Below are 24,480 nucleotides of genomic sequence, written 5' to 3'. Positions count from 1 at the left end.
GGGAGAGTGATTTTATGGGAAACATAAAAACAAAAAAGGCTATAGCTGAGGCTTTTAATGAAATAGCAGATGGTATTAAAAGTGGAAGCTTTAAAAAGAGAATTAAAATAGGCCTAACAACATATGGCTCGGAGCATGGTATTTCTGAAATGTTAAAAGCATGCATACTAGCATCAAAAAAATATGGCAGCTTTGATATTGTACTGATAGGTGAAAAGATTGATTGTGAATTTGAAGTAGTTGAAGTAGCTTCTGCAGAGGACGGGCACAATAAAATGTTAAAGCTTTTGGAGGAAGGTGAAATACAAGGTTGTGTTACCCAACATTTTAATTTTCCAATAGGAGTTTCTACAGTGGGAATGGCTGTTACTCCAGCAAAAGGACGCGACATGATAATATCTACAACTACAGGGGCGACTTCAACTAATAGAGTAGAAGCCATGCTTAAAAATGCTATAGGTGGAATTGCAGTTGCAAAAGCTACAGGAATAAAAAATCCTAAAGTAGGAATTTTAAATATTGATGGAGCAAGGGAAGTTGAAAGAAACTTAGGTGAATTAAAAAAGTCTGGTTATAATTTTGAATTCGCCGATTCATTAAGAGCAGATGGTGGACCAATGATGAGAGGGAATGATGTACTTGCAGGAACTCCAGATGTACTAATTTGCGATTCACTTACTGGAAACCTTCTTATTAAAATGCTTTCATCTTATACAACTGGTGGAGATTATGAAACTTCAGGTTATGGATATGGTCCAGGAGTTGGAGAAAACTATGATAAGATTATTAACATAATATCAAGGGCATCTGGTGCACCTCTTATTTGTGAAGCACTTAAATATTGCTTTGAGTGTGCACAAAATAACCTTATGATAGTAGCGGGGAATGAATATAAAGCCGCAGAAAAAGCTGGAATTAAAAAGTTAATTGATGGGATACTAAGCAAAAGTGGAAAATCATCAGAAGAAAAAGTTGCGATGCCTTCAAAGGAAGTAGTTACTTTTGCTATACCGGGTATAGACATTTTAGAACTCGATGATGCATGTGCTGCTCTTTGGAAGGAAGGCATATACTGCGAAAGTGGAATGGGTTGTACTGGACCTGTATTAATGATAAATGAGAAAAATTCTGAGAATAGCACAAAGATACTTGTAAAATGTGGTTATAAATAAAAATATTGGTTATAGAGAAGAAAGAGGTGTAGCAAATAATTAATTAACATAATTGTCTCCAATAGAATAATATATGAATGTAAGATTATTATTGGAGGTATTTAGTGGGATATTATATTAGAGTAGAAGAAAATGTAAAAATCTATGTAGAAGATATTAACCCTAAGGGTGAAAAGACAATAGTGTTTCTTCACGGTTGGCCCGGAAGCCATAAGTTGTTTGAATATCAGTTTAATGAACTTCCAAAGATGGGCTACAGGTGTATCGGTATAGATCAGAGGGGATTCGGTGAATCCGATAAGCCGTTCGAGGGCTATGACTATGATAGGTTATCAGACGATGTTCGAGGGGTAGTAGATGCACTTAAATTAAAGAATTTTACACTAGCGGGACATTCAACAGGAGGAGCAATTGCTATTAGATACATGTCCAGGCACAATGAATACGGGGTATCCAAACTAGCTCTTTTTGCAGCAGCAGCACCCAGCCTTATCCAGCGCCCATATTTCCCTTATGGATTGCAAGCGGAAGTTGTCAAAGATATGATTAAGGAAACATATAATGATCGACCTAAAATGTTAAGGGGATTTGGAGACATATTTTTCTTTCAGCATATAACCCAGGCATTTTCAGATTGGATTTTTCAATTGGGGCTACAAGCAGCAGGTTGGGCCACTGCGGCAACTTCAACCAGTTGGTTAGGCGAGGAACGTTTATTTTTTGATCTTTCTAAAATAAGTGTTCCAACTTTAATTCTTCATGGTATTCATGACAAAGTCTGTCTCTTCCCATTAGGACAGGCACAAAGACAAGGCATTAAAAATTCTAAACTTGTACCATTTGAATTCAGTGGCCACGCATTATTCTATGATGAGAAAGATAGATTTAACAAAGAATTGGCTTTATTTATTGAGGAGTAAGAAATTTAAAAGAGGCAATGGTTGAGTATGATGGATAGGCTTTTTAATACGATAAGAAGTATCTTAATTAACTAAGATACTTCTTTCTTATAATACACATTTCCTTTAAAACTTTATGAGTGAAATAAGGAAGTATATCTATTAGAAAAAAATCAGAATTTAGAAGGAGTGTAGATACATATGTAGAAACTATAGTTAATAATATTAATATCTACAAGTGCATTTGAAACATATGGAAGATTGAATCCATACCTAATAATAAAGTGGTTTAAATTGAAGGCATTACCCTTTCTTATGGTTCCTCATAGAAAAGGACAAATTAAAGATTATGTAAGTGGTAATTATAATTTAATTAAGACGTTAAAGGACTCTAATTTGATTATAAAGATTTCCAAGTTTGTAAAAAGGTAAAATTGTGTTGCATGAGGGGGATAAATTATGGAATGGATTAAAATAGAAAGTGATAATTATATATTTAATTATCATGTTGGTTCTATTGCAGAAAAGGACATAGAAGAAATAATTGACATACAGGAAACTTGTTATGATTTTATTTGTAACTGTTTAACTATTAAAATGGGAACTAAAATTAAATACTACTTATGTGAGTCTTCTATAGAAGTTGGCAAATTGTATGGAGACAATGAACCATGCAATGGATTTGCCCGTAAACCAAATGAAATATATGCTGTATATAATAAAAAAGTTAAGTGTGTAGGATTTCATGAAGATGCACATATAATTTCATATAATATATCAATGCCTCCTCAAACATTTATAAGAGAGGGACTGGCAATGTGTTTTGACAAAGTTTCCTTGGGTATACCTAATTACAGTTGGGTAAAATTTTTTATTGATAATGATTTGTATGCAAATATAGAAGATTTAGTAATTGATGAAAATTTTTATAAGTATAGTTATTTAATAACTTATCCTATTGCTGGGGCATTTGTAGATTATCTTATTTCACTTTTTGGTATCGACAAATTCAAGCTATTCTATTGCTCACTAAAAGAAGAGGATTTTAAAGTGAATTTTTTTGAAATATTCAATATCACCCTATCTAATGCAAATAGAAAGTTTATTAAATATATTAATAGTATAGGAAATAATAATGCTATTTCTAATATAATAAAAGGTGAATTAGAAGAGCGAAATATCTTAAAATTAATAAAATGATATAACACGTATGGGCATGGAACTCTAGTCTTGATAATATTGCAATTTTTAAAGGAATCTATTAATTAAGGATTCCTTTAATTAATAGGAGAATTTATATGGAAAATAAAATAATGAATTTTGCAATTAAGCAAATGAAATCTGATAAAATAAATGAAATATTTAATCAAGAACCCTTTTTTGAAGAGTATTTTAAAGTGTTTTGTGGGAATAAACCATTTGACAAAAATATTATTAATTCTATACAGCATGAGTTAGATAATGTAATTACATTATCTAACACCCTAATTAGCATATTTGAAAATAAAGCTAGTATCTTATCCAAAATTGAAATCAAAAATGATATTGGTTTAATTATTTTTATTGGAGATGGTAAAATAGATGGTCATAGTATTATTTTAAATAATTCATCTTATGTTTTTGTTGATATAAAAGCAATTATTTCACGTTCTAATAAAAATTATGATTTAGATGTTTTTCTATCTCACGAAATAATTCATGCAGTACATTATGATTTAAATAAAGAGTTCTATTTAAAAAACTATAATTCAACAGAGGATAGATATTTGAAAACATTAATTGTAGAAGGTGTGGCTACATATATAAGTATGTTTATATTTGGAATATCAGAAAATTTAGGATATTGGTTTGGATTTTTAGAAAACGATGAAGTTAATGAATGGGTTTATAATTGTAAAAAAATGAAAACAACTATAGGGATAAATCTTAAAGGATTAATTTCTGATAAAAAATTTGATAAGAATATATATGATAAATTATTTTGTATTAAATCTAAAAAAATTACTTTTTATAGAATAGGATATTATTATGGTTGTGAAATAATAAAGAATATATGTTATGAAAATAATATTAATGAAGTGTTTAGACTTGGATTCAGTGATATTAAAGAATATATAAATCATTATTTTGAAATTGCAATAATATAGATGGAAATTTTTATTGTTGCCCTTGAGAAAAATTCTATAACTTATCATTACTATTAAATTATTTTGCATAACTTTCATAGTTCAATGTTTTTAAAATGGAGAAACCTTTAGAATTATCCAATTTAAGTCAATGATGGTATAATTGTATAGGTGTTTTGTGTCGTAATAGTTAAATATTTTCAAGAAATATTAATGTGAAAAAAGGAGGTTGATAACAATGGGAAGAAAGAAAAAAATTATAATTGGATGTATACTAATTTGTTTAGTTTGTATCATTGGAGCTTATAAGTATGTAAATAATAATCAAAAGAATAACTTTAAGATAATTCAAGTAAGTTGGAATGGCGACACAAAAATTTGGACTGATAATACTCAAAATAACATTTATGATATTAAATTTCAAATATTTGATGGAACAGATTTAAAAGAGATAACTTCTGAAAAATCTACTTATGCTATGAAAATTAATTCTACTGCTGAGAATGGGGAATTAAAAATTAAGATTTATAACGATAAAAAAATATTATTTGAAAAAAATGGAACTATGAATAAAACTATAACAATTTCAAATGGTGATAGTAAAAATGTAAAGATTGAAATTACAGGAAAAAAGTCTAAAGGTCATATTAAAATTAAACTAACATAAAAAAATTGGTGTATCACAATTTTCTTTAAATGTAAGTTCTAATACAAGGTACTTTCTATCATGTGATATATATAAGTTTATATAATGGATTATATTATTTTAGAGTAAATGAAACCCAATAAGGGCATACTTTTAGTTATGTTCTTTATGGGTTTTTTATTATATTAAATTTGGGGAGGGATTTTCATTAAAATAACTAATATTAAAAAACTGCGTTAAGAACGGTGAATAGTGTGGTGATGTTATAGTAGAAATACACACTGATATAGATAATTAATAAAAATTAGCTTCTATTTTTTTGTTTTTGATGGTAATATACTTATATAGAAAAATAGTCGTAAAAAAAGCACAAAATATTTCTATTTCGACTTTTTCTAAGATCCAAAACGTATAATGTGAAATTTAGAGATGATTTAATTATAATACCTTTATAAATGAATGGAGGAAGTATTTTGCGGAATGGTTTCTTGCATCTAGATAATATTATTAATGTAGATAATTTTCAAAAAATCCAGGATAATATAGCGGAGGTAACCGGCATTGCTATGGTGACGGTTGATTATAAAGGGAAAAGGATTACTTCACATAGTAAGTGTAGTGAATTTTGTAAATTTGTAAGATTGCATCTAGACGTGGGTCACCTTTGTGAGAAATGTGACGCTAGAGGAGGACTCGAGGCTGCTAGATTACAACGACCATATCTATATATATGTCATGTAGGTGTAATAGACCTTGCAATTCCTATTGTAATAGATGGACAATACTTCGGTGCGGTAATGGCAGGGCAAGTTATTATTAAAGATGAAGAAAAGGAAGATTTAGAACAAATAGTTAACAATAAATATTTTAATATGGAATTAGAAAAAGAAGGCGAACTTAAAGTTTTATATGAAAAGTTACCTATGATGACTTTGGACAGGGTTAAATCTGTCGCCAACATGATTTTTCATATTAGTAACTATATTGTAGAAGAAGCCTTATTAAAAATAACTTCAAATAAACATAATGATAAAATTTTAACTGTGGGTTCATTTAAGACGACAAATTTACAATTTAAAAAGGCTAATAAAGTGAAAACAGTGGAAGAAAATTTAAAGAATAATGTTAACTTAGATTTTAGTGAAGATAAAAATAATATAAAATGTGAGAATAAATGCGATATTATTTTAAAACCAGCATTAGATTATATACAAAAGAATTATAGGTACGCAATTACCCTTAATGGTATGGCATCCTTGTGTAACATTAGTCCTAGTTATTTTAGTAAGCTTTTTAAAAAATGTATTGGAGATAATTTCTCGAGTTATATAAATAAAGTGAGAATAAAAAAAGCTAAAGAGTTGCTTGAGGCGTCTGATGTCCCAATAAGCAATTTAGCATTGGATTTAGGGTTTGAGGATTGTGGTTACTTTATAAAAGTATTTAAAAGGATTGAAGGGGTAACCCCGGCGGTTTATAGAGATGAATATAATGTAGAAAAATAGCACTAGGCTAAAACTAGTGCTACTTTTTTCGTCTAAAACACTAAATGCGACAAATTACTGTGGAAATTTACATAAAGTGAGCAATGTTTTTCTACAAGAATGCAATATTTTTCAATGAAAATTTATTTATACAAGCTTATACTTTAGATAGTTAGTAAATTAACAAGGGCTGTGTTAACAGTGAAGAAAATGTTAATATCACCTTAAAATAGAGTTCAGGTTACAATTCAACAAATTACAATGTTTAAAAGAACTAAGGAGGAATAATATATGAGAATGTATGATTATTTAGCACCAGCGGTTAATTTTATGGGAGCAGGAGCTGTAAAAGTAGTAGGCGAAAGAGCTAAAATTTTAGGTGGAAAAAAAGCGTTAATAGTGACTGATAAGTTTCTTCGTAGTCTTCCGGGCGGTGCAGTAGCACAAGTTGAACTTTCATTAAAGGAAGCAGGAATTAGTTTTGTATTCTATGATGATGTTGAACCAAATCCTAAGGATAGAAACGCAATTGCAGGCGTAAAAATATTTAAAGATGAAAAATGTGACATGATTATTACAGTTGGTGGCGGAAGCTCACATGACTGCGGTAAGGGAATCGGTATATTGGCAACTCATCCAGGAGAATTAGTTGACTATGCAGGTATAGAAACTCTTGCAAATCCACTTCCTCCAATCATTGCTGTTAATACAACAGCTGGAACAGCTAGTGAAGTTACTCGTCACTGCGTTATTACAAATACTAAAACTAATATTAAATTTGTTATAGTTAGTTGGAGAAACTTACCATCAGTTTCAATCAATGACCCACTAACAATGGTTGGAAAACCTGCAGGACTTACAGCTGCAACTGGTATGGATGCTTTGACTCATGCTATAGAAGCATACGTTTCAAAGGATGCTAATCCTGTTACAGATGCTGCTGCTATCCAAGCTATTAAATTAATATCAAACAACTTACGACAAGCTTATGCACTAGGAGAAAACTTAGTGGCTAGAGAAAATATGTGTTATGCTTCACTGCTTGCTGGTATGGCATTCAATAATGCTAACTTAGGTTATGTACATGCAATGGCTCACCAATTAGGTGGACTTTATGATATGCCTCATGGAGTAGCTAACGCTATATTACTTCCATTCGTTGAAAAATGGAACGTTATTTCAAATCCACAGAAATTTGCTGATATAGCAGAATTCATGGGTGAAAATATACAAGGACTTTCAGTACTAGATGCAGCTCAGAAATCTATCGATGCTATGTTTAGACTTGCAAATGATGTTGGAATTCCAACTAACTTAAGATCACAAGGAGTTAAAGAAGAAGACCTCGAATATATGGCTGAATGGGCATTAAAAGATGGTAATGCATTCAGTAACCCAAGAAAAGGAAACAAGAAAGATATTGTTGAATTATTTAAGTCAGCATTATAAATTCTCTTTAACGACATTTTCGAAGAAGATAATTTAATATAAATTAAAACAATTATAATATGTCCTTGATGCAATCATCGAGGACATATTATAAATTATATATGTCTTTGATAGTTATAAATTTAACAAAATCTTACGTTTTAGAAGATGTTTTAATAAATTGTAAACAGTAGTTAAATAAAAAAATTATATTAAGAGAGGAAGTTTTAATATGTATATTCTACAAGATGGATTTAGTAAACCAACAAAGAGGATAGTAGCATTAAAGGAACAAATACTTTTAGCAGTTCCATGTATTGAAGTTGATAGAGCGTTATTAATAACAGAATCATTTAAAGAGACAGAAGGACAACCTGCAGTAGTTCGTAGGGCTAGAGCACTTGAAAAGATATTAAATGAAATTCCTATTATTATAAGAGATGAAGAGCTAGTAGTTGGAAGTCTTACTCAGGAAGCAAGATCAGCTCAAATTTTTCCTGAATTCTCAAATAAATGGATTAAAGATGAATTTGAAACCATAGGAAAGAGAAAAGGTGATTCATTCCAAATTACTGAAAAGGCAAAAGGACAACTTACAGAAGTCTTCAATTATTGGGAAGGCAAAACTACTAATGAACTTGCTACTTCATATATGTATCCAGAAACTATTGATGCAATTAATGAAAATGTATTTACAGTTGCAAACTATTATCTTAATGGAGTAGGACATGTATCTGTAGATTACGCTAAGGTTTTAGCTAAAGGATATAAAGGAATTATTGAAGAAGTTGAATGTGCAATTGCATCTGCTGATAAAGAAAATCCTGAATATATTAAGCAAAAACTATTTTGGGAATCTATCATATGTTCTTGCAAAGCCATAATAAATTATGCACATAGATATGCAAAGCTTGCTAGAGAAATGGCTTCAAAAGAATCTAATGACGTGCGCGCTAAAGAATTATTACAAATAGCTAAAAACTGTGAAACAGTACCTGAAAATGGAGCAACTAATTTTTATGAAGCTTGCCAATCATTCTGGTTTGTACATGCAGTTATAAATATAGAATCAAATGGACATTCTATTTCTCCAACAAGATTTGATCAATATATGTATCCATATTATGAAATAGAATTAAATTCAGGAAATTTTGACATAGATGCAATTCAAGAACTTATTGATTGTGTATGGGTTAAATTAAATGATATTAACAAAGTTCGTGATGAAGTATCAACAAGAGCATTTGGTGGATATCCACTGTTTCAAAACCTATGTGTAGGCGGACAAACTAGAGAAGGCAAAGATTCTACAAATGATTTATCATACATGTGCATAGACGCTACAGCTCATGTAAGATTAGCAGCACCTTCATTCTCAGTAAGAATATGGAACAAAACTCCAGATGAATTCCTATTAAGATGTTGTGAGTTAAGCAGATTAGGCCTTGGTATGCCAGCATTTTATAATGATGAAGTTGTAATTACTGCATTAGTTAGTAATGGATTAACAATTGAAGATGCTAGAGAATATGGAATTATTGGTTGCGTTGAACCACAAAAACCAGGTAAAACAGAGGGATGGCATGATTCAGGTTTCTTTAATTTAGCAAGACTATTAGAAGTCACTATAAATAATGGTATGAGTAATGGAAAACAAATTGGACCTAAGACTGGAGAATTTACACAGTTCAAGTCTATTGAAGAAATTATTGAAGCTTATACGAAACAAATGGAATACTTTGTTTATCAATTATCAGTGGCAGACAATTCTATTGATATTGCTCATGCAGAAAGAGCTCCATTACCTTTCCTATCTTGTATGGTTGATGACTGTATAACAGATGGTAAATCACTTCAAGAAGGCGGAGCACATTATAACTTTACAGGACCACAAGGTGTTGGTGTTGCGAATGTAGGAGACTCTTTTGCAGCTATTAAAAAGCTTGTATTTGATACTAAAATGATAACTTTAAAAGATTTAAAAGAAGCTTTAGACACTAACTTTGGTCAAGAAGATTCAACTTCAAAGATAGATTTTGAGGACTTAAGACAAATGTTAATTCATAGAGCACCTAAGTTTGGTAATGATATTGATGAAGTTGATGAATTAGCAAGTCGAGGAGCATATATTTACTGCAAAGAAGTTGCAAAACATAAAAATCCAAGAGGCGGTAATTTCCATGCGGGATTATATCCAGCAGCAATTAACATCCTATTTGGTGATCTTATAGGAGCAACTCCAGATGGTAGAAAAGCACATGAAGCATTAGCAGATGGTGTATCTCCAGTTAGAGGAGCAGATAGTAATGGACCAACTGCTGCTATAAATTCAGTAGCTAAATTAGATCATTTTATTGCATCTAATGGTACTTTATTAAATCAAAAATTCCATCCAGGTTCAATTCAAGGAAGTACTGGATTAAATAATTTAGCATCACTTGTTAGAAGCTTTTTCGATCAAAAGGGTATGCATGTACAGTTTAATATAATAGATAAGGAAACTCTTGTTGAAGCACAAAAGAATCCAAGCAAATATAGAGATTTAGTAGTACGTGTTGCCGGTTATAGTGCGCAATTTATAACATTAGATAAAGCAATTCAAGATGATATTATAAAGAGAACAGAACAAACTTTCTAAAAGGAGGAAAAGCAGATGCCGATAAGAAGAATTAATTATAAGCAAAAAGGCAAAATTTTTAATATGCAACGCTTTTCTATTCATGATGGACCTGGGATTAGGACAATAGTGTTTTTTAAAGGTTGTCCTTTAAAATGTGATTGGTGTAGTAATCCAGAATCACAGGATCCATTAGTTCAAATTATGTTTAATGAAAAAAATTGTATTGAGTGTAAAAAATGTGAAAAAAATTGTCCGGCAGGCGCAATTGATATGCTAAGACCTGGAAGAATAGATAGAGAAAAATGCACAAGTTGTGGACTTTGCGCTGAAAATTGTTATCCAGGAGGTATTGTGAAATCTGGGGAAGAAACTACTGTAGAGAAGGTAATGACTGAACTAAAGAAAGAAACTATTCAGTTCAGACGTTCTGGAGGTGGAGTTACATTATCTGGAGGAGAAATGCTTATGCAACCAGAATTTGCAATTGAACTTTTAAAAGCTTGCAAGTCAATGGGATGGCATACTGCAATAGAAACTACAGGCTATGCTAGTGAAGAGACAATAGATAAGATAATTCCTTTGGTTGATTTAGTGCTTTTAGATATAAAACATTTAGATGATGAAAAACATAAAAAACATGTTTATGTAAGTAATGAAATAATAATAAGAAATGCTAAAAAAATTGCTGCTTTTGGCACAGAGCTTATTATAAGAGTACCTGTTATTCCACAATTTAATTGTGATAAAAACAGTATATCTGATATTGCTAAGTTTGCAAAAAGTTTAGGGATAGTAAAGCACTTAGATTTATTACCATATCATAAGCTTGGGGCCAATAAGTATGAGAACCTAGGATTAGATTATATAATGGGACAGGAAATTAAAACGCCAGATGAGGATACTATGAATAGCTTTAAAAAAATAGTAGAGGAATATGGATTGGAATGTTCTATTGGAGGCTGAAGATGCTTACAGTATTTCAAGCATTCAGCATATTATATTGCAAAGAATAAAAGAAGTAATTGTTGATTATGATGGATAGGCATTTAATGCCTATCCATTGTTTTTTGTTTTTAATCATATATATCAGATAACTCTATTTTAATCCGTTCTACTTTAGTTTCTTTTGTATAAATACTATTTTCATTAAATTTTTCATCTTTAGGGAGCAATTTCACAGGAATCTCTACTCTAAATTCACTGCCATTATCTAGAGTACTTTCTAATTCAATAGTTCCATTATGTATAACTACTAACTCCTTAACTAATGAAAGCCCTATTCCACTTCCTTCTCTGTTTCTAGATAGAGACTTGTCTACTTGAACAAATTTTTCAAATATAGAAGATTGTTTTTCAATAGGTATTCCTATTCCTGTATCTTTAACAGATATAACTACACTATTTAGCTTATTATATATATTAACTTCTATTTTCCCACCACTAAGAGTAAATTTTATAGCATTTGATAACAAATTCAGTATTATTCTTTCCATTGCATCTGCATCAAAAGCCATAAATCTTTCTTCTATTTCTGTATCAAAAAGGATAGAAATATTTTTGTTTTCTACATAATCAACAATTGATGATACAATATTTTCTACTACATTTACTATGTCATTGTTTTGCATTTGTATAAAAAAATGACCTGCATCAATCTTTGTTATATCTATAAGATTACCAATAATTCTAAGTAACCTATAGCAATTTTGTTTCATTATATCTGTATATTTTTTTATGTTTTTATCTTCTTGCTTAATTTCACTATTTTTTAATTCTATAACCTGAAGAGCACTAAAAATTAAATTTAGAGGTGTTCTGAGTTCATGAGAAATATTTGAAAAAAAGTTTGTTTTCAATTTATCATAATTCATAAGTTCTATAATCATCTTTTCATTTTGCTGATTATTCTTAAAATCTGTTATATTAAACCCTAACAAAATCAACCCTTTATAAGTTCCATCATCACTAAATAGAGGTATTCTCAATGTATCATAAATTTTATTAATGTTCTCTCTTTCATCTTGCACTACTTCCTCACTTCTATATACAGTGCCTGTTTTCAATGCTTCCTCATCCTTATTTGACCAATTTTCTAATACATATTTTGCCCGAGTTGATATATTAGTTAATTCCCCGATATTTTTATCCTTACAATCTTTTTCATCGATATTTAGTAATGTTAAAAGTACATTATTTATATCAAGAAACTTACCTTTAGCACTTTTAAAATAAATTATATTAGTAGTAGAATTTATTAATGTATTTAACAAATTTTCACTTTCAGATAATAATCTTTCAGCACGCCTACGTTTGTTTATATTAATAATGACAAAAATCGTTGCTCCTATAATTATAAATATAACAATAGATGAGGCATATAAAATTTGTTTTTTAGACATATTATAAGATTTATGAGGTTCATTAACTATCTCTGATCCTTTAGGCAAATCCTTCATATCAATAGTAAATTGTTTTAATTTATCATAATTAAATACGTATCTATGAGATGAATCCTCAGTAACAGGTATATCAGAAACTTTTTCACCATTCAATATTTTCAAGGCTAGTTTACCTACTTCTTTTCCTAAGTCATTACCATATGTAACCACGCCTCCAACACTTTCTTTGTTAGTCTGGATATAACCTGTAGAATATATGGGTATAAATGTATCTTTGAAAAGTACATTTACAGTTTCCCCAATTGAAATATCCTTACCCTTATTATTTTTAGTTGTTCCATTAGAATCAAAATAAATAATAGTATCTTTAGGTAAGCTTTTTACTCTTTCTTTAAGTTTTGTAACATTTTCCTCATCAGAAAATAAAAATTTAACTTTGTCTTTATATAAAGGTATTAAACCTTCTATAAGATTTTTAGTAATTATTCCCCTTGGGTTTTTATTTGTAATTATAAATATTTGCTTAGTACTTGGATGAAGCTTTAAACCAACATCAATGGTACTTTGAATATCCGGACTCTTTGAAAGCCCTGTAAAAAGAGGATTGGCGTTAATCATAGACTTATTAAAGTTATAGACTCCACAAAATACAACTGGAGTTTTAGGAAACAAGGTATCTCCATATTTCTGTAAGAATTCAAATGCATTATCATCTAAAGTAATTACAACATCAAATTTTGTGCTTCTAAATTTATATTTAAATAATTTATAAACTATCTGCGAATACTCTTCTTCAAAATTATAACCTGAGTCCAAGTATTGAATTTTAACATCTATATTTTTTTTACTATTTACAAACTCTGAATTTATTGCAGATGTAATTTGTCCAGTCCAATTTATGGATTGATTTCCAGCGGCAATACTACTATCATTACCATATGAATTTAAAATCAGTACATTTTTCTGAACTGTATTTTCGGCATGAACAGAAGTTTGAAGAAAAAGAAAAAAGATTATAAAAGATATTAAGAAAATATAATATTTTGTATATTTATTAATTGTCATATAAGAATTAAATCCTCCTGAAAAAAATTATATACATTGATTACTTCAATGTTAATTACTTTTTATATATTCTTCTACTTTATATTACAAGTTATGTATATGTATTCTACATAAAATATAAATTTCCTTTTTTTTCTGTGTTTTACACAATTTTAGGAACACTCTTTTAGCAAGTTCAGGCGGTCTTCCTTTGCAAATACACTTGAGATAATTATTTTTATTTTTTATACAAATTCCGCAGGATAATTGCGAATGTATGTTGAATTATGCTAAATAGAATATTTTGGAGGCCTGAATAAAGAATATAACGATAACTTTGGCCATTTAGAAGGGGATAAATGTTTAGTTAGTGTTGCTAAAACTTTGAAAAAATTGAGTGATGGACATTATTTTGCTGCAAGGTATGGTGGTGATGAATTTGTAATTGTGTTACCAAAGTGTTCAATTGAGCATGCAATTAGATTTGGGGAAAACAAAAGAAATAAAATGGTAGAGATAAATATTTCACATAAATTCTCGAAAATTTCAAGTAGAGTTACGCTATCAATTGGGATCTCTTTTGTAATTCCCAGCAAAAATGTTTCAATAAATGAATTCATAGAAAAAGGTGATACCCGGCTTTATATTGCTAAAAGAAATGTTTGATATTCAATAGGAACCAGCGGGAAACCTAATAACAAGTACGATGTTACATTGTATGGTAACGTATAAAAGGAGTTGATTTTTATGAAATATACAATTGCAATCTGTGATGATGAACCTGTTCAAGTAAGAGTTATTGAAAAATATATGGAATCATTCAACAAAGAAAAAAAATTTCATATCATTTGTTCTAACAGTGGTGAACAATTACTTTCCCAAATACAATACAAGCCTGCACACATTTGCTTTTTAGATATCCAAATGAAAGGAATGAATGGACTGGAAATAGGAAAAAAAATTAGAGAACTTAATAAAAATGCAATCATTATATTTATTACAGGATTTAAAGATTATGCATTGCATGCTTTTGGCATAAAGGCTTTTGACTACATTATCAAACCGATTACGGAGGAGAGATTTAAAAATTTATTTCAAGAAATATCCGAAAAGCTGAAAAGTACCTATCCTTATGCAGAAGAGGAAAAAGACCTAACTATCAAAACTAAAGAAGGTATCTACAACATTAAATACGATTCCATCTACTATTTTGAAAAACATTTGAGGAAAATCATTGCTGTGTGCAAGGGAAAAAATTTAGAATTTAATGAAAGTTTTAAGAACTTAAAGGATCATTTAGATATGACCTGTTTTACCCAATGTCATCAAGGATTTATTGTAAATAATAAGAAAATTTCATTTTACAAAAATCAACAAATTTGTGTGGAGAAAATAAATCTATATGTTCCTGTAAGCAGAGCATGCGTGAATGAAGTTAGGAGAATTTCCTGTCATAATTTATTCCGTTAGGAGGTGGGATGCATGTGCTTTTTATGGGGAGCTTATGAATTCTCAATTAATCTATTAGAATATTACATATTGTATTTTTTTCTTACTCTAGTTTTTCAAAAAAAAATTAAAAATAAGTATACGGTTGTTTTCATTATTCTATTTCAAAGCATCCTTCTTCAACTTATAAATAAAGGGTTAGGACATGCAAACTTTTTAGGGGTTATCCTTATTTTATGTGTTACTATTGTAATTTATTTTATAACCCTTAATTGCAACTTAAGAAATCTATTTTTTGTAATGATTCTGTTTATGGGATGTCTGGCAACCTTTGATTTTCTCGGTGTTATTATTACAAGTATGGTATTTCATGTTTCTCCAGGTCTTCTTGTGCAAAAAAACATTTATAGAGTAATCAGTGCAGTGACCACCCGAATAGTCATGTTATTTTTTATACAATTTAAAGTGAGTACTTCTTATATTAGAAAAATTCTTATTTACCAAATTACTATTGTTTTAATGATAAATATATTTTTCAATTCTATTTTTTTTAATATATATGAGGGGAAATCTTTTTTTAAAACTAATTTTTTTATAGGATTCATTACCCTCTGTATAATACTTTTCAGTTTTGTTATCATGAAAATTATCCAGCAAATTTTAATCTATTCAAAAAAAGAGGTAGAATGGTCTCTACAAGAAATAGAATATAAAAAGCAGATCTTTTATATGAACAATATACAAGAGTTAATTCATACATTAAGAGCACAGAGACATGACTTTAACAACCATATCAGTTGTATCTACGGGCTTTTAAAGACAGGAGAAATAAATGTCGCAAAAGAATATTCTGAAAAACTAGCAAATCAAACATCAGAAATTAATACTATTCTAAATATAGATATTCCTATTATTGCAGCGCTGTTAAATTTCAAGTTATCTATCGCAAAAGAAAGAAAAATTGAATTGTATATAGAGATAAATTTACCTAAAAGTATTAAAATAGATCCTGTGAATATCTCTATACTTTTAGGAAATGCACTAGATAATGCCATAGAAGCTTGTGAAAATATAGCAAATGGAAATAAGTTTATTCGAATCAAAATGTATATAGAAAAAGTACATCTAATCATTAAAATTACCAATAGCACAAACAAAGCAACACAGGAGGGGACAGGGGAACATAAAACAACACATCCCGATAAGGAAAACCATGGGTTCGGACTTGAAAATATAAATTACATAGTAAACAAATATGATGGTTTAATACAAATAGAAGAAGAAGAAAATTTATTTATACTGAATATTGCCCTATTAATAAAATGACAGACAGATTACCCATAAATTTACAAAGAAATATTCGATTATGACATTTCAACAACCAATCATGCAAACTCTATTTAAACCTTTACATAAATATGTATAATTGTAATAAAAGAGGCAATATTTAATTTCAAATCAAACAATTTATTAAACTTTCCAAAAGAAAATATGTAAATCAAAGATAATTTAGTAGATTTACTTATAAAAATAATGAAAGTAGAAAAGGGGGAAATGTAATTATGAAGAAAACAAAACCTTTGATTATATTAATCTTTACAGTTGCAACATTTTTTATGACAGGTACAGCTTACGGTTGGAATGGTAATAAGGATGGAACAGGAACTCATGCAGTGATTACGGATCAAGCAATGGAAATGTTAAATAACGACTTAGATCCAGGTGAACCACAGAAAGTAAAAGAAAATGTAGAACTTTTAAATCAATATATTAATGACTTGAAAGTTGGGTCTACTTACCCAGATTTTGATCCAAATGGATATGATTTGTATCAAGACCACTTCTGGGATCCAGATACAGGATATAATTTTACTCATACGGCGCCATGGTATACTAGTTATACGGTTACAGAAACAGCAGACAGTCAAAGTAGAAAATTTTCAGCATTGGCTTTAAATGAATGGAAAAAGGGGAATTACCAAAATGCTTCAAATCTACTTGGACAAGCTATTCACTACTTAGAAGATATCAACTGCCCTTATCATGCTGCGAATATAACGGCGGTAGATAGCGCAGGACATGTCAAATATGAGACATATGCTGATAATAACATAGGGAAATACCTTCTTAATACAATGAATGGAACAACTAAGGAGCCAGTATATGCAAACGTTATTACAACGGCTGATTTTTCAAATTGGATTACAAAAAACAATACTTACTGGGGAAAGCTTTCAAAATCATTATATTTTTCAAAATCTACTATGTCTAACTCATATGCAGATTGGGATTATTCGCTAGGAGAAGCACTACCAAATTCTCAAAAAAGTATAGCAATGTTCCTATATAGGTTTATAAATGAAGCGGCGAATACTGTACCAGCAGCATCACTTAACTTTAATCAATTACAAGTTGTTATTAAAACAGCAGACTTTGATTATGCAAGTACAGACGATTATGTTTACTTTGGCATTGAAACACAGGATGGGCAAAAATTTGAATTGCCCTTGGACAATCCGGGGAATGATTTTAAAAGAAATCAAACAGACAGCTATAATTTGACTTTACCTAAAACTATTAATGCAGATACTATTACAAATACATGGTTAAGAAAAGCTATATATACCGCTCCGGGAGATGATTGGAAGCCTGAAAATATAAAGGTAATCATTTGCGGAGAGGTAAGACAAGATTTAAATATTACTCCAGTGTTAAGCGGAAATGTTAAATATACGATGCCTTTTAGTTTGAAATAAGAGTGATAGAAATGCTATGTATTTAGTATTTTATAAAAGTTGAAAATAATTTTTTCAAAAAAACATCATATAAAAGGGATTTCTAAATATGGAAATCCCTTTTGCATGCACTCGATAAATAAAGGTGATTATTTAACAATGAGACCTAGTATGCTCGATATAGAAACGGCTTGCATAGTGGTAACTATTGCGCCCTTAACATCAGCAATGTTTACTCCTATACCTTCAAGATTGCAACTGGTAAAATCTATTCCTTTAAGACTTGTAAAATTAAATTGAGCCTGGAGTAGATTAGACTCTTGAAATTCAACTTTTAAAAATTTTGAATTTTGAAAATCGGAAGAGCGTAATTGACATTGAAGGAAGGCGACTTGTTTACAATTAGAATAACTAAAAAAAGCAAATTGACCGTTACAATTTTCAAAAATCACATTTCTCAAGGTAGCTTCATTTAAATTAATACCAATAATCTTACAATTTACAAATTCTACTCTATGTAACGAAGCCTCATTAAAATCTACATTTGATAAATCACAATTTTCAAATCTCACATCCATAAGTTCTATACGTCTAAAAGCTATTTTATTAAAAATAACTTTTTTAAATATAACTTGTTTAAAATTTACCATGTCTGCTTTATGGTTTTCTAAAGAGCAATCACTAATTTTTCCATAAGAAAATATAGCTTCATCCACTATGTTTTCTTTAGATAACTCTAGGATATCTAAATCGCTATCAAAGGTAGGTCTTAAAATCTTCGTTTTTAGTTTAGTGTTTTCCATGTGTATTACCTCCAATTTAATCTAAAAACAAATAACCCTACGTAAGGGTATGCTCTAAACGAACATTTCATTTATTCTTTCTCTATAATTATAACATTTTTTCACTAAATAAAAAATTAAAGGACTGTCTTTTGTAGGGCAAAATTTTGGAGCAGAAAAGTGGGATAGAATTTATAGGAGATTTTAGAGGTTGAATAATATAGTGTCTATGATATACTTTAAGAGTAAAAATTATTTATGTTTTAAAAATATGAGGTGAGTGAATATGATATATCCACATGGAAATATGTAAGGGCCATACGTCTTATAAAATAAGTTGTATTTAGGCGAATTATCGGTATAATTTCACATAGGAAAGCAGATCATGTAAGCGAAGCAAATTTCGCTTCGAGCATTGTGTATCTGCTCGTTATGTTAGCGTTGTAATTATTCAGTTGATAGGAGTGATACCATGAGAAACATAATAGAAGTTAAGGATTTTGTAAAGAAATATGATAAATTCACAGCAGTCGACAATGTTTCATTCGAGGTAGAAGAGGGAAGCATTTTTGCGTTTTTAGGTCCAAATGGAGCAGGTAAAAGCACAACCATCAATACTCTGTGTACCATATTTGATAAGACATCAGGAACCCTGACTATTGACGGAAAAGACGTTTCGCATGAAAAGGATGATGTTAGAAGTGTTATTGGGGTTGTTTTTCAGGAAACGACATTGGATAATAAAATGACCGTTCTTGAAAATTTAATTATGCATTGTCATTTTTATGGTATACCCAAAAGTGAAGTCACAGAGCGTATCCAATTTGTTTTAAATTTAGTGGATTTACTGGAGTGGAAAAAAGCAATGGTAAGCAGTCTGTCCGGCGGGATGAAACGTCGTGTGGAAATAGCCAGATCGCTACTACACTACCCAAAAGTATTGTTCTTAGATGAACCAACCACAGGTCTTGACCCTCAAACAAGGGCTCATATATGGAATTATATTGTAAAGCTTCAAAAGGAGAAGAATATTACTATTTTTTTAACTACGCATTACATGGATGAGGCCGAAATTTGCAGCAAAGTTGCCATTATGGATGGTGGTAAAATAGTTGCAATGGACACTCCGTATCGTTTGAAACAGCAATATACAAAGGATAAAGCAAATATTACAACTAGTGACGAGCAAGGTCTTGAGGCACTGCTAGACACTGCGGGGTTTAAATACATGAAAAAAACTGGTTATTATTCGATTGAAGTTAATAGTATACCCAAATTGATGGAGTTATTAAGTCAGCAGAAAGAGTCGATAACGGATTTGGAAATTAAAAAAGGCACATTGAATGATGTATTCTTAGAAATTACCGGAAAAGATATAAGGAAGTGAGAAATTTATGGATATTATATTAGCTTTATGGTTTAGAAACATTAAAATTTTTGTTCGCAATCGTGTTCAGCTTGTTTTCACGATTATCATGCCATTCTTCTTTTTATATGTGTTTAGTTCGATATTTAAAAATGACAATATTCAAAATCCAGTAAACTATATGCTCGCAGGTATTGTAATAACGACCGTCTTTCAAACTTCCCTTACTATTGCGACCAGTACAATTGAAGATATTGTTTCGGGATTTATGAAGGAGGTGCTAGTAAGTCCTGTTAAAAGAATTCAGATTGCCGCCGGTCAGCTATTATCAGCAGCAACAATAGCAACCATGCAGGGTATTATTATTCTAATGATTGGTTATTTTATAGGGCTTAAATTCACATCCTGGATAACACCATTTGCGGTAATCTGCGTGATGATTGTTGTTGGACTTGTGTTTTCGGGGTTAGGATTGTTTTTAGCAGCTCTGGTTAAAAATTCACAAACTTTTCAAATTGTAATAACGGCGATAACAATGCCGATGACATTCCTTTGTGGCGCATATATTCCGCTTTCAATGTTACCAAAAACAATGCAATATGTTGCTTATCTCAATCCAATGACATATACAACAGCATTTTTTAGAACTATAATACTGGAAAAGACGTCTTTAACAACCGATCAAATGGTTGCGGAACAGCTTGCTTTTAAAATAGGGGATTTTGTAATTACGCCTCTTATTAGCATGGCGATTGTAATCATTTTTGGGATCGTGTTTTTACTATTATCAACCTATGTTTTCTCAAGGGTGGATTTTTCAACAATTAATCGCTCAAAAAGTAAAGAGGCTGATATATGGAGTTAGTAATAATATGAGCAATGAGTATTAGCTAAGCAAAGTAATAAAGATAAACCTATATGTTCTGATATGACTGACGCTGATAAAAAGGCGTTAGTTTTTATTATTTAAGGTATAAATTCCTCCCCCAATTGCTAGAATAGTAAAAATTGCTCCTACTATATTATATAACATAAATTTGTAACCCTACTTTCTTCATAATAGATTAGAGTTGCGACTTAATCCGTAGAAAAATTATACCATTAAAGTATTAAACTCCAATCTATCCTTTGCTTTTATATTAAATATGCCTTGACCTTCTGATATTAAATAATTAGTACTTAAACTCCGCTCTGTTCAACTTCACATTTCAATGGTACATATTTCTCAAAAGGTATTTTAAAATTATCCATATTTTCAACTTTGTTAAAAAATTCTTCTACAGAGTTGCAGTCGTATTCCCATAAATTTGTATCTAACCCTTGTAATTTAGCATTGGGTTTAAAGTATATTGTAAGTCTTAATTGCTCCATACCGTTATATTCTCCATCATCTAACTCAAAAGTAAATTGTCTAACAAACTCCGAATAAAATAAGGCTTCACCTTTAACTTCTTCTACTCCACATTGAAACAACAGACCATCATCAGCACAATCAACTTTGATACTAAAAAACTTTTTAAAAATTTCCAATGCCAATTTAGAATTTGGATTATTAAAATCAAAATTTGATTCACTTAACATATTAATTAATACTTCTTTGGATTCATTAGCATTTATCATTTTACCCTCCATTAAAATCTTATTTGGTACATAATTTTTTATTAATCTGACGCAACTCATAGGAATATTGTACCATTGAGTTATGCAAGTTGTCACAAATACCCTATTTTTATAAACACTAGCTATATTTCGGCATAATTTTTAATTTATGTATGTTATAATGCGAATGCAACATATCCAATAGGGGGAATATTAAATGAATAAAAACAAATTGTTAGCTAAGGTTGTGCTCATAACCTGTATCATTTCGATAAGTAGTAACTTACGAATTGAGTAAACTTAAAAATTTTCGGAGTCTACTACCCTAATACCTTTTTCAATGATGGCTTCAGTAAATAAACCATGCCCCTCAATTAAAGTACCACTAAAAGACCCATCATAGATAGTATTTACACCACAAGTAGGACTTCTTGACTGTAATATTGCTAAATCTATCTTTTGTCCCTTAATTTTCTCCATTGCAAGTTCTACTCCTTTGCGATATTCTGCATCTACATTCTCACCATTCTCAGACATTACAATGCCGTTTACTATCTCAGCACATGCCCTTGGGCATTTCATACCTGTCAGCAGTTCAGGACATATTTCAATCACAGTATGTCTTTGTATAAATTCAACTACACTTCTATTCAAATTATTTCCGCCATTATATTTGCAGTTTTGGCCTATTACACAGGCACTTACTAAAATATTCATGTACATCTCTCCCAACAATTCGGATTTATCCACGCGTTATATAAATAATGTTTACTTCACAATAATCGACTGTTGCGACAAATACAATTATTTAATTATACTATTATTACCGTAAATTGGATATTAAAAAGAATGTATGATTTTAACCAAATATTAAATGGTTACATAAAAACTTGAGATTATAAAAATAATCTGAAATTTTCATTAACTACGAAATAATATTTTTGCGTATGCTACCCCAAATTTGCTTTTAAAAAGTAAGCAAGTAGTATATAATAAATATAACGAACTGATGTTCTAATATGAGTAAATTAAGATTAATAAAAAGGAAGATGATTTATACTATGAGTAAATTAATATTTCATATTGACGCAAATAGTGCCTATCTCTCATGGGAAGCTGCGTATAGACTTCAACAAGGTGAGCAGTTAGATCTTAGAACAGTACCATCTGTAGTAGGCGGAGATGAAGAAAGCAGGCATGGAATTGTTTTAACTAAATCAATGCCTGCTAAAAAATTTGATATTCACACAGGCGAGACTTTATATAGTGCTAGGGCTAAGTGTCCTGGAATAATAATTGTACCTCCAAGATATTCATTATATATGAAATGTAGCGAGGCTATGCATCAAATATTTTTAGAATACACTCCAATTATTCAGCGTTTTTCAGTTGATGAAAGTTTTTTGGATTTTTCTAATATGGAACATTTATATCCTGACTATTTGAAACTCGCTGAAACTATAAAAGAGAGGATAAAGAATGAGCTTGGGTTTACAGTGAACATAGGGATATCAAATAACAAACTGCTTGCAAAGGTAGCTTCAGATTTTAAGAAGCCAGATAGAATTCACACACTTTTCCAAAATGAAATAAAAGATAAAATGTGGCCATTACCTGTTGAAGATTTATTTATGGTAGGTAGAGCGACAGCACCTAAATTGCACAATTTAAATATTAATACTATTGGGGAATTAGCAAATTATAATTTAGATATTTTAAAGAATAAATTAAAGAGTCACGGTCAAGTTATTTGGAATTACGCCAATGGCATCGAGTTTTCAGAAGTCCGCAAGAGCAATTATATTAAAGTGAAGGGTATAGGCAATTCTACAACAATAGCCTTTGATGTGGAAGATAAAGACACGGCTCATAAAGTATTACTATCCTTGTGTGAAACAGTTTCCATGCGTTTAAGAGATTCACACAATTGTTGTACTGTGATAAGTATAAGCGTCAGGGGTAGCGACTTAATATTTTATTCTCGTCAAAAGAAAGTAGATGTAGCAACTGACTCTACTCGCAAAATATATGAAATAGCATGCTATTTATTTGATAATGTTTGGAAAGGTAATCCAATAAGACACTTGGGGATACATATCACAGACTTTTGTAGTAATGAGCTTTATCAGTGTTCGTTACTAGATAGTTTTGATTATGAAAAAGATAAAAAGATAAATGATACCGTTGATAAAATAAGATTAAAATATGGGCCAAAAGCTGTAGTTCGGTCTTGTTTTCTTCATTCAGGATTAAATAGTATGTGTGGTGGAATGGCAGATGGTGAGGAAGATTATCCATTAATGAGCGCAATACTTTGAGGAGGTTTATAATAAATGAAGGTTTTAGCATTACCTGTAGAAATGGTTTCATACACGGATAATAAAGGCGATATAAAGCCTATAAGGTTTAGAATGCAAGTAGGCGATGAACCTATGCAAGTTATAAAAATAGATAAGGTTATAGTAAAAGATACTGAGAAATTGGCAGGTAATATTATGATTATTTATAAGTGTCAGAGTGTAATTGACGGAGCTGAAAAGTTATATGAGCTAAAGTATGAGATGGGTACTTGTAGGTGGATATTATTTAAAATTTAGATGTCAGACTATCAATTACTGAAATAATATAGCCTGTACACATTTTATATTTTATTAGTTTCTCATATTATGAATTGTGATTAATATGTTATTTTAATCATTAAGGAGAGAAATAAATAGAAGGGCACCTGGGC

At 30.2% G+C, this 24,480-nt stretch carries 21 protein-coding genes; 17 read left to right on the top strand and 4 right to left on the bottom strand.

What is annotated here, in order from left to right; all coding sequences use genetic code 11:
• Window positions 1-14 precede the first annotated feature (14 nt).
• From grdD to KTC92_RS06620, 9 genes are all read left to right on the top strand, one after another.
• Window positions 15-1,172 carry a glycine/sarcosine/betaine reductase complex component C subunit alpha gene (gene grdD, locus KTC92_RS06660; RefSeq protein WP_220286631.1) on the top strand — a complete coding sequence of 386 codons (1,158 nt, stop codon included), beginning with the start codon at window positions 15-17 and terminating at the stop codon, window positions 1,170-1,172.
• Between the two features lie 104 nt (window positions 1,173-1,276).
• On the top strand, window positions 1,277-2,092 hold the full coding sequence (locus KTC92_RS06655; protein WP_216303816.1) for an alpha/beta fold hydrolase: 816 nt from the start codon (window positions 1,277-1,279) through the stop codon (window positions 2,090-2,092).
• A 438-nt stretch (window positions 2,093-2,530) separates the two neighbouring features.
• Window positions 2,531-3,271 carry a hypothetical protein gene (locus KTC92_RS06650; RefSeq protein WP_220286632.1) on the top strand — a complete coding sequence of 247 codons (741 nt, stop codon included), beginning with the start codon at window positions 2,531-2,533 and terminating at the stop codon, window positions 3,269-3,271.
• A 98-nt stretch (window positions 3,272-3,369) separates the two neighbouring features.
• A complete protein-coding gene (locus KTC92_RS06645) occupies window positions 3,370-4,218 on the top strand; it encodes a hypothetical protein (RefSeq protein WP_220286633.1) in 849 nt (282 codons plus the stop codon).
• A 217-nt stretch (window positions 4,219-4,435) separates the two neighbouring features.
• The gene (locus KTC92_RS06640) at window positions 4,436-4,864 is read left to right on the top strand and encodes a hypothetical protein (RefSeq protein WP_220286634.1); all 429 of its coding nucleotides are present in this window, start codon (window positions 4,436-4,438) and stop codon (window positions 4,862-4,864) included.
• Window positions 4,865-5,316: 452 nt separating this feature from the next.
• Window positions 5,317-6,348 (top strand): PocR ligand-binding domain-containing protein, encoded by a 1,032-nt coding sequence (locus KTC92_RS06635; protein WP_220286635.1) that lies wholly within the window; start codon window positions 5,317-5,319, stop codon window positions 6,346-6,348.
• A gap of 270 nt (window positions 6,349-6,618) precedes the next feature.
• Window positions 6,619-7,776, top strand: coding sequence for an iron-containing alcohol dehydrogenase (locus KTC92_RS06630; RefSeq protein ID WP_165414189.1), 1,158 nt, complete (start codon window positions 6,619-6,621; stop codon window positions 7,774-7,776).
• A 211-nt stretch (window positions 7,777-7,987) separates the two neighbouring features.
• Window positions 7,988-10,393: a glycyl radical protein gene (locus KTC92_RS06625; RefSeq protein ID WP_258876004.1), complete on the top strand. Its 2,406-nt coding sequence runs from the start codon at window positions 7,988-7,990 to the stop codon at window positions 10,391-10,393.
• 15 nt (window positions 10,394-10,408) lie between these two features.
• Window positions 10,409-11,338: a glycyl-radical enzyme activating protein gene (locus KTC92_RS06620; protein WP_216303820.1), complete on the top strand. Its 930-nt coding sequence runs from the start codon at window positions 10,409-10,411 to the stop codon at window positions 11,336-11,338.
• 110 nt (window positions 11,339-11,448) lie between these two features.
• On the opposite strand, the gene KTC92_RS06615 is transcribed toward KTC92_RS06620, so the two are convergent.
• The gene (locus tag KTC92_RS06615; RefSeq protein ID WP_220286636.1) at window positions 11,449-13,839 is read right to left on the bottom strand and encodes a sensor histidine kinase; all 2,391 of its coding nucleotides are present in this window, start codon (window positions 13,837-13,839) and stop codon (window positions 11,449-11,451) included.
• Between the two features lie 273 nt (window positions 13,840-14,112).
• On the opposite strand from KTC92_RS06615, the gene KTC92_RS06610 reads away from it, so the two are divergent.
• From KTC92_RS06610 to KTC92_RS06595, 4 genes are all read left to right on the top strand, one after another.
• Window positions 14,113-14,484: a GGDEF domain-containing protein gene (locus KTC92_RS06610; RefSeq protein ID WP_220286673.1), complete on the top strand. Its 372-nt coding sequence runs from the start codon at window positions 14,113-14,115 to the stop codon at window positions 14,482-14,484.
• Between the two features lie 81 nt (window positions 14,485-14,565).
• Window positions 14,566-15,288: a LytTR family DNA-binding domain-containing protein gene (locus KTC92_RS06605; RefSeq protein WP_216303822.1), complete on the top strand. Its 723-nt coding sequence runs from the start codon at window positions 14,566-14,568 to the stop codon at window positions 15,286-15,288.
• 708 nt (window positions 15,289-15,996) lie between these two features.
• The gene (locus KTC92_RS06600) at window positions 15,997-16,593 is read left to right on the top strand and encodes a sensor histidine kinase (RefSeq protein WP_258280719.1); all 597 of its coding nucleotides are present in this window, start codon (window positions 15,997-15,999) and stop codon (window positions 16,591-16,593) included.
• Between the two features lie 236 nt (window positions 16,594-16,829).
• Complete coding sequence (locus KTC92_RS06595; protein ID WP_216303824.1) at window positions 16,830-18,023, top strand: phospholipase C; 1,194 nt, start codon at window positions 16,830-16,832, stop codon at window positions 18,021-18,023.
• A 128-nt stretch (window positions 18,024-18,151) separates the two neighbouring features.
• Here the strand turns inward: KTC92_RS06595 and KTC92_RS06590 are convergent, their stop codons facing one another.
• Window positions 18,152-18,805, bottom strand: coding sequence for a pentapeptide repeat-containing protein (locus KTC92_RS06590; protein ID WP_220286638.1), 654 nt, complete (start codon window positions 18,803-18,805; stop codon window positions 18,152-18,154).
• 451 nt (window positions 18,806-19,256) lie between these two features.
• On the opposite strand from KTC92_RS06590, the gene KTC92_RS06585 reads away from it, so the two are divergent.
• Window positions 19,257-20,171 (top strand): ATP-binding cassette domain-containing protein, encoded by a 915-nt coding sequence (locus KTC92_RS06585; protein WP_216303826.1) that lies wholly within the window; start codon window positions 19,257-19,259, stop codon window positions 20,169-20,171.
• Between the two features lie 7 nt (window positions 20,172-20,178).
• A complete protein-coding gene (locus KTC92_RS06580; RefSeq protein WP_216303827.1) occupies window positions 20,179-21,015 on the top strand; it encodes an ABC transporter permease in 837 nt (278 codons plus the stop codon).
• Window positions 21,016-21,329: 314 nt separating this feature from the next.
• Here KTC92_RS06580 and KTC92_RS06575 read toward each other — a convergent pair whose 3' ends face one another.
• Together KTC92_RS06575 and KTC92_RS06570 are read right to left on the bottom strand one after the other, a co-directional pair.
• Window positions 21,330-21,770: a hypothetical protein gene (locus KTC92_RS06575; RefSeq protein WP_220286639.1), complete on the bottom strand. Its 441-nt coding sequence runs from the start codon at window positions 21,768-21,770 to the stop codon at window positions 21,330-21,332.
• Between the two features lie 279 nt (window positions 21,771-22,049).
• Complete coding sequence (locus KTC92_RS06570; protein WP_220286640.1) at window positions 22,050-22,466, bottom strand: DUF523 domain-containing protein; 417 nt, start codon at window positions 22,464-22,466, stop codon at window positions 22,050-22,052.
• 344 nt (window positions 22,467-22,810) lie between these two features.
• Between KTC92_RS06570 and KTC92_RS06565 the strand changes: the two genes are divergently transcribed.
• Both KTC92_RS06565 and KTC92_RS06560 read left to right on the top strand, forming a co-directional pair.
• Window positions 22,811-24,067, top strand: coding sequence for a DNA polymerase IV (locus KTC92_RS06565; RefSeq protein WP_220286641.1), 1,257 nt, complete (start codon window positions 22,811-22,813; stop codon window positions 24,065-24,067).
• A 15-nt stretch (window positions 24,068-24,082) separates the two neighbouring features.
• Window positions 24,083-24,346 (top strand): hypothetical protein, encoded by a 264-nt coding sequence (locus KTC92_RS06560; RefSeq protein ID WP_220286642.1) that lies wholly within the window; start codon window positions 24,083-24,085, stop codon window positions 24,344-24,346.
• Window positions 24,347-24,480: the final 134 nt, after the last annotated feature.

This window comes from Clostridium sp. CM027 (genome assembly GCF_024730565.1).
Lineage (GTDB): Bacteria > Bacillota > Clostridia > Clostridiales > Clostridiaceae > Clostridium_AD > Clostridium_AD estertheticum_B.
This window is presented reverse-complemented; position numbering and strand designations above follow the sequence as displayed.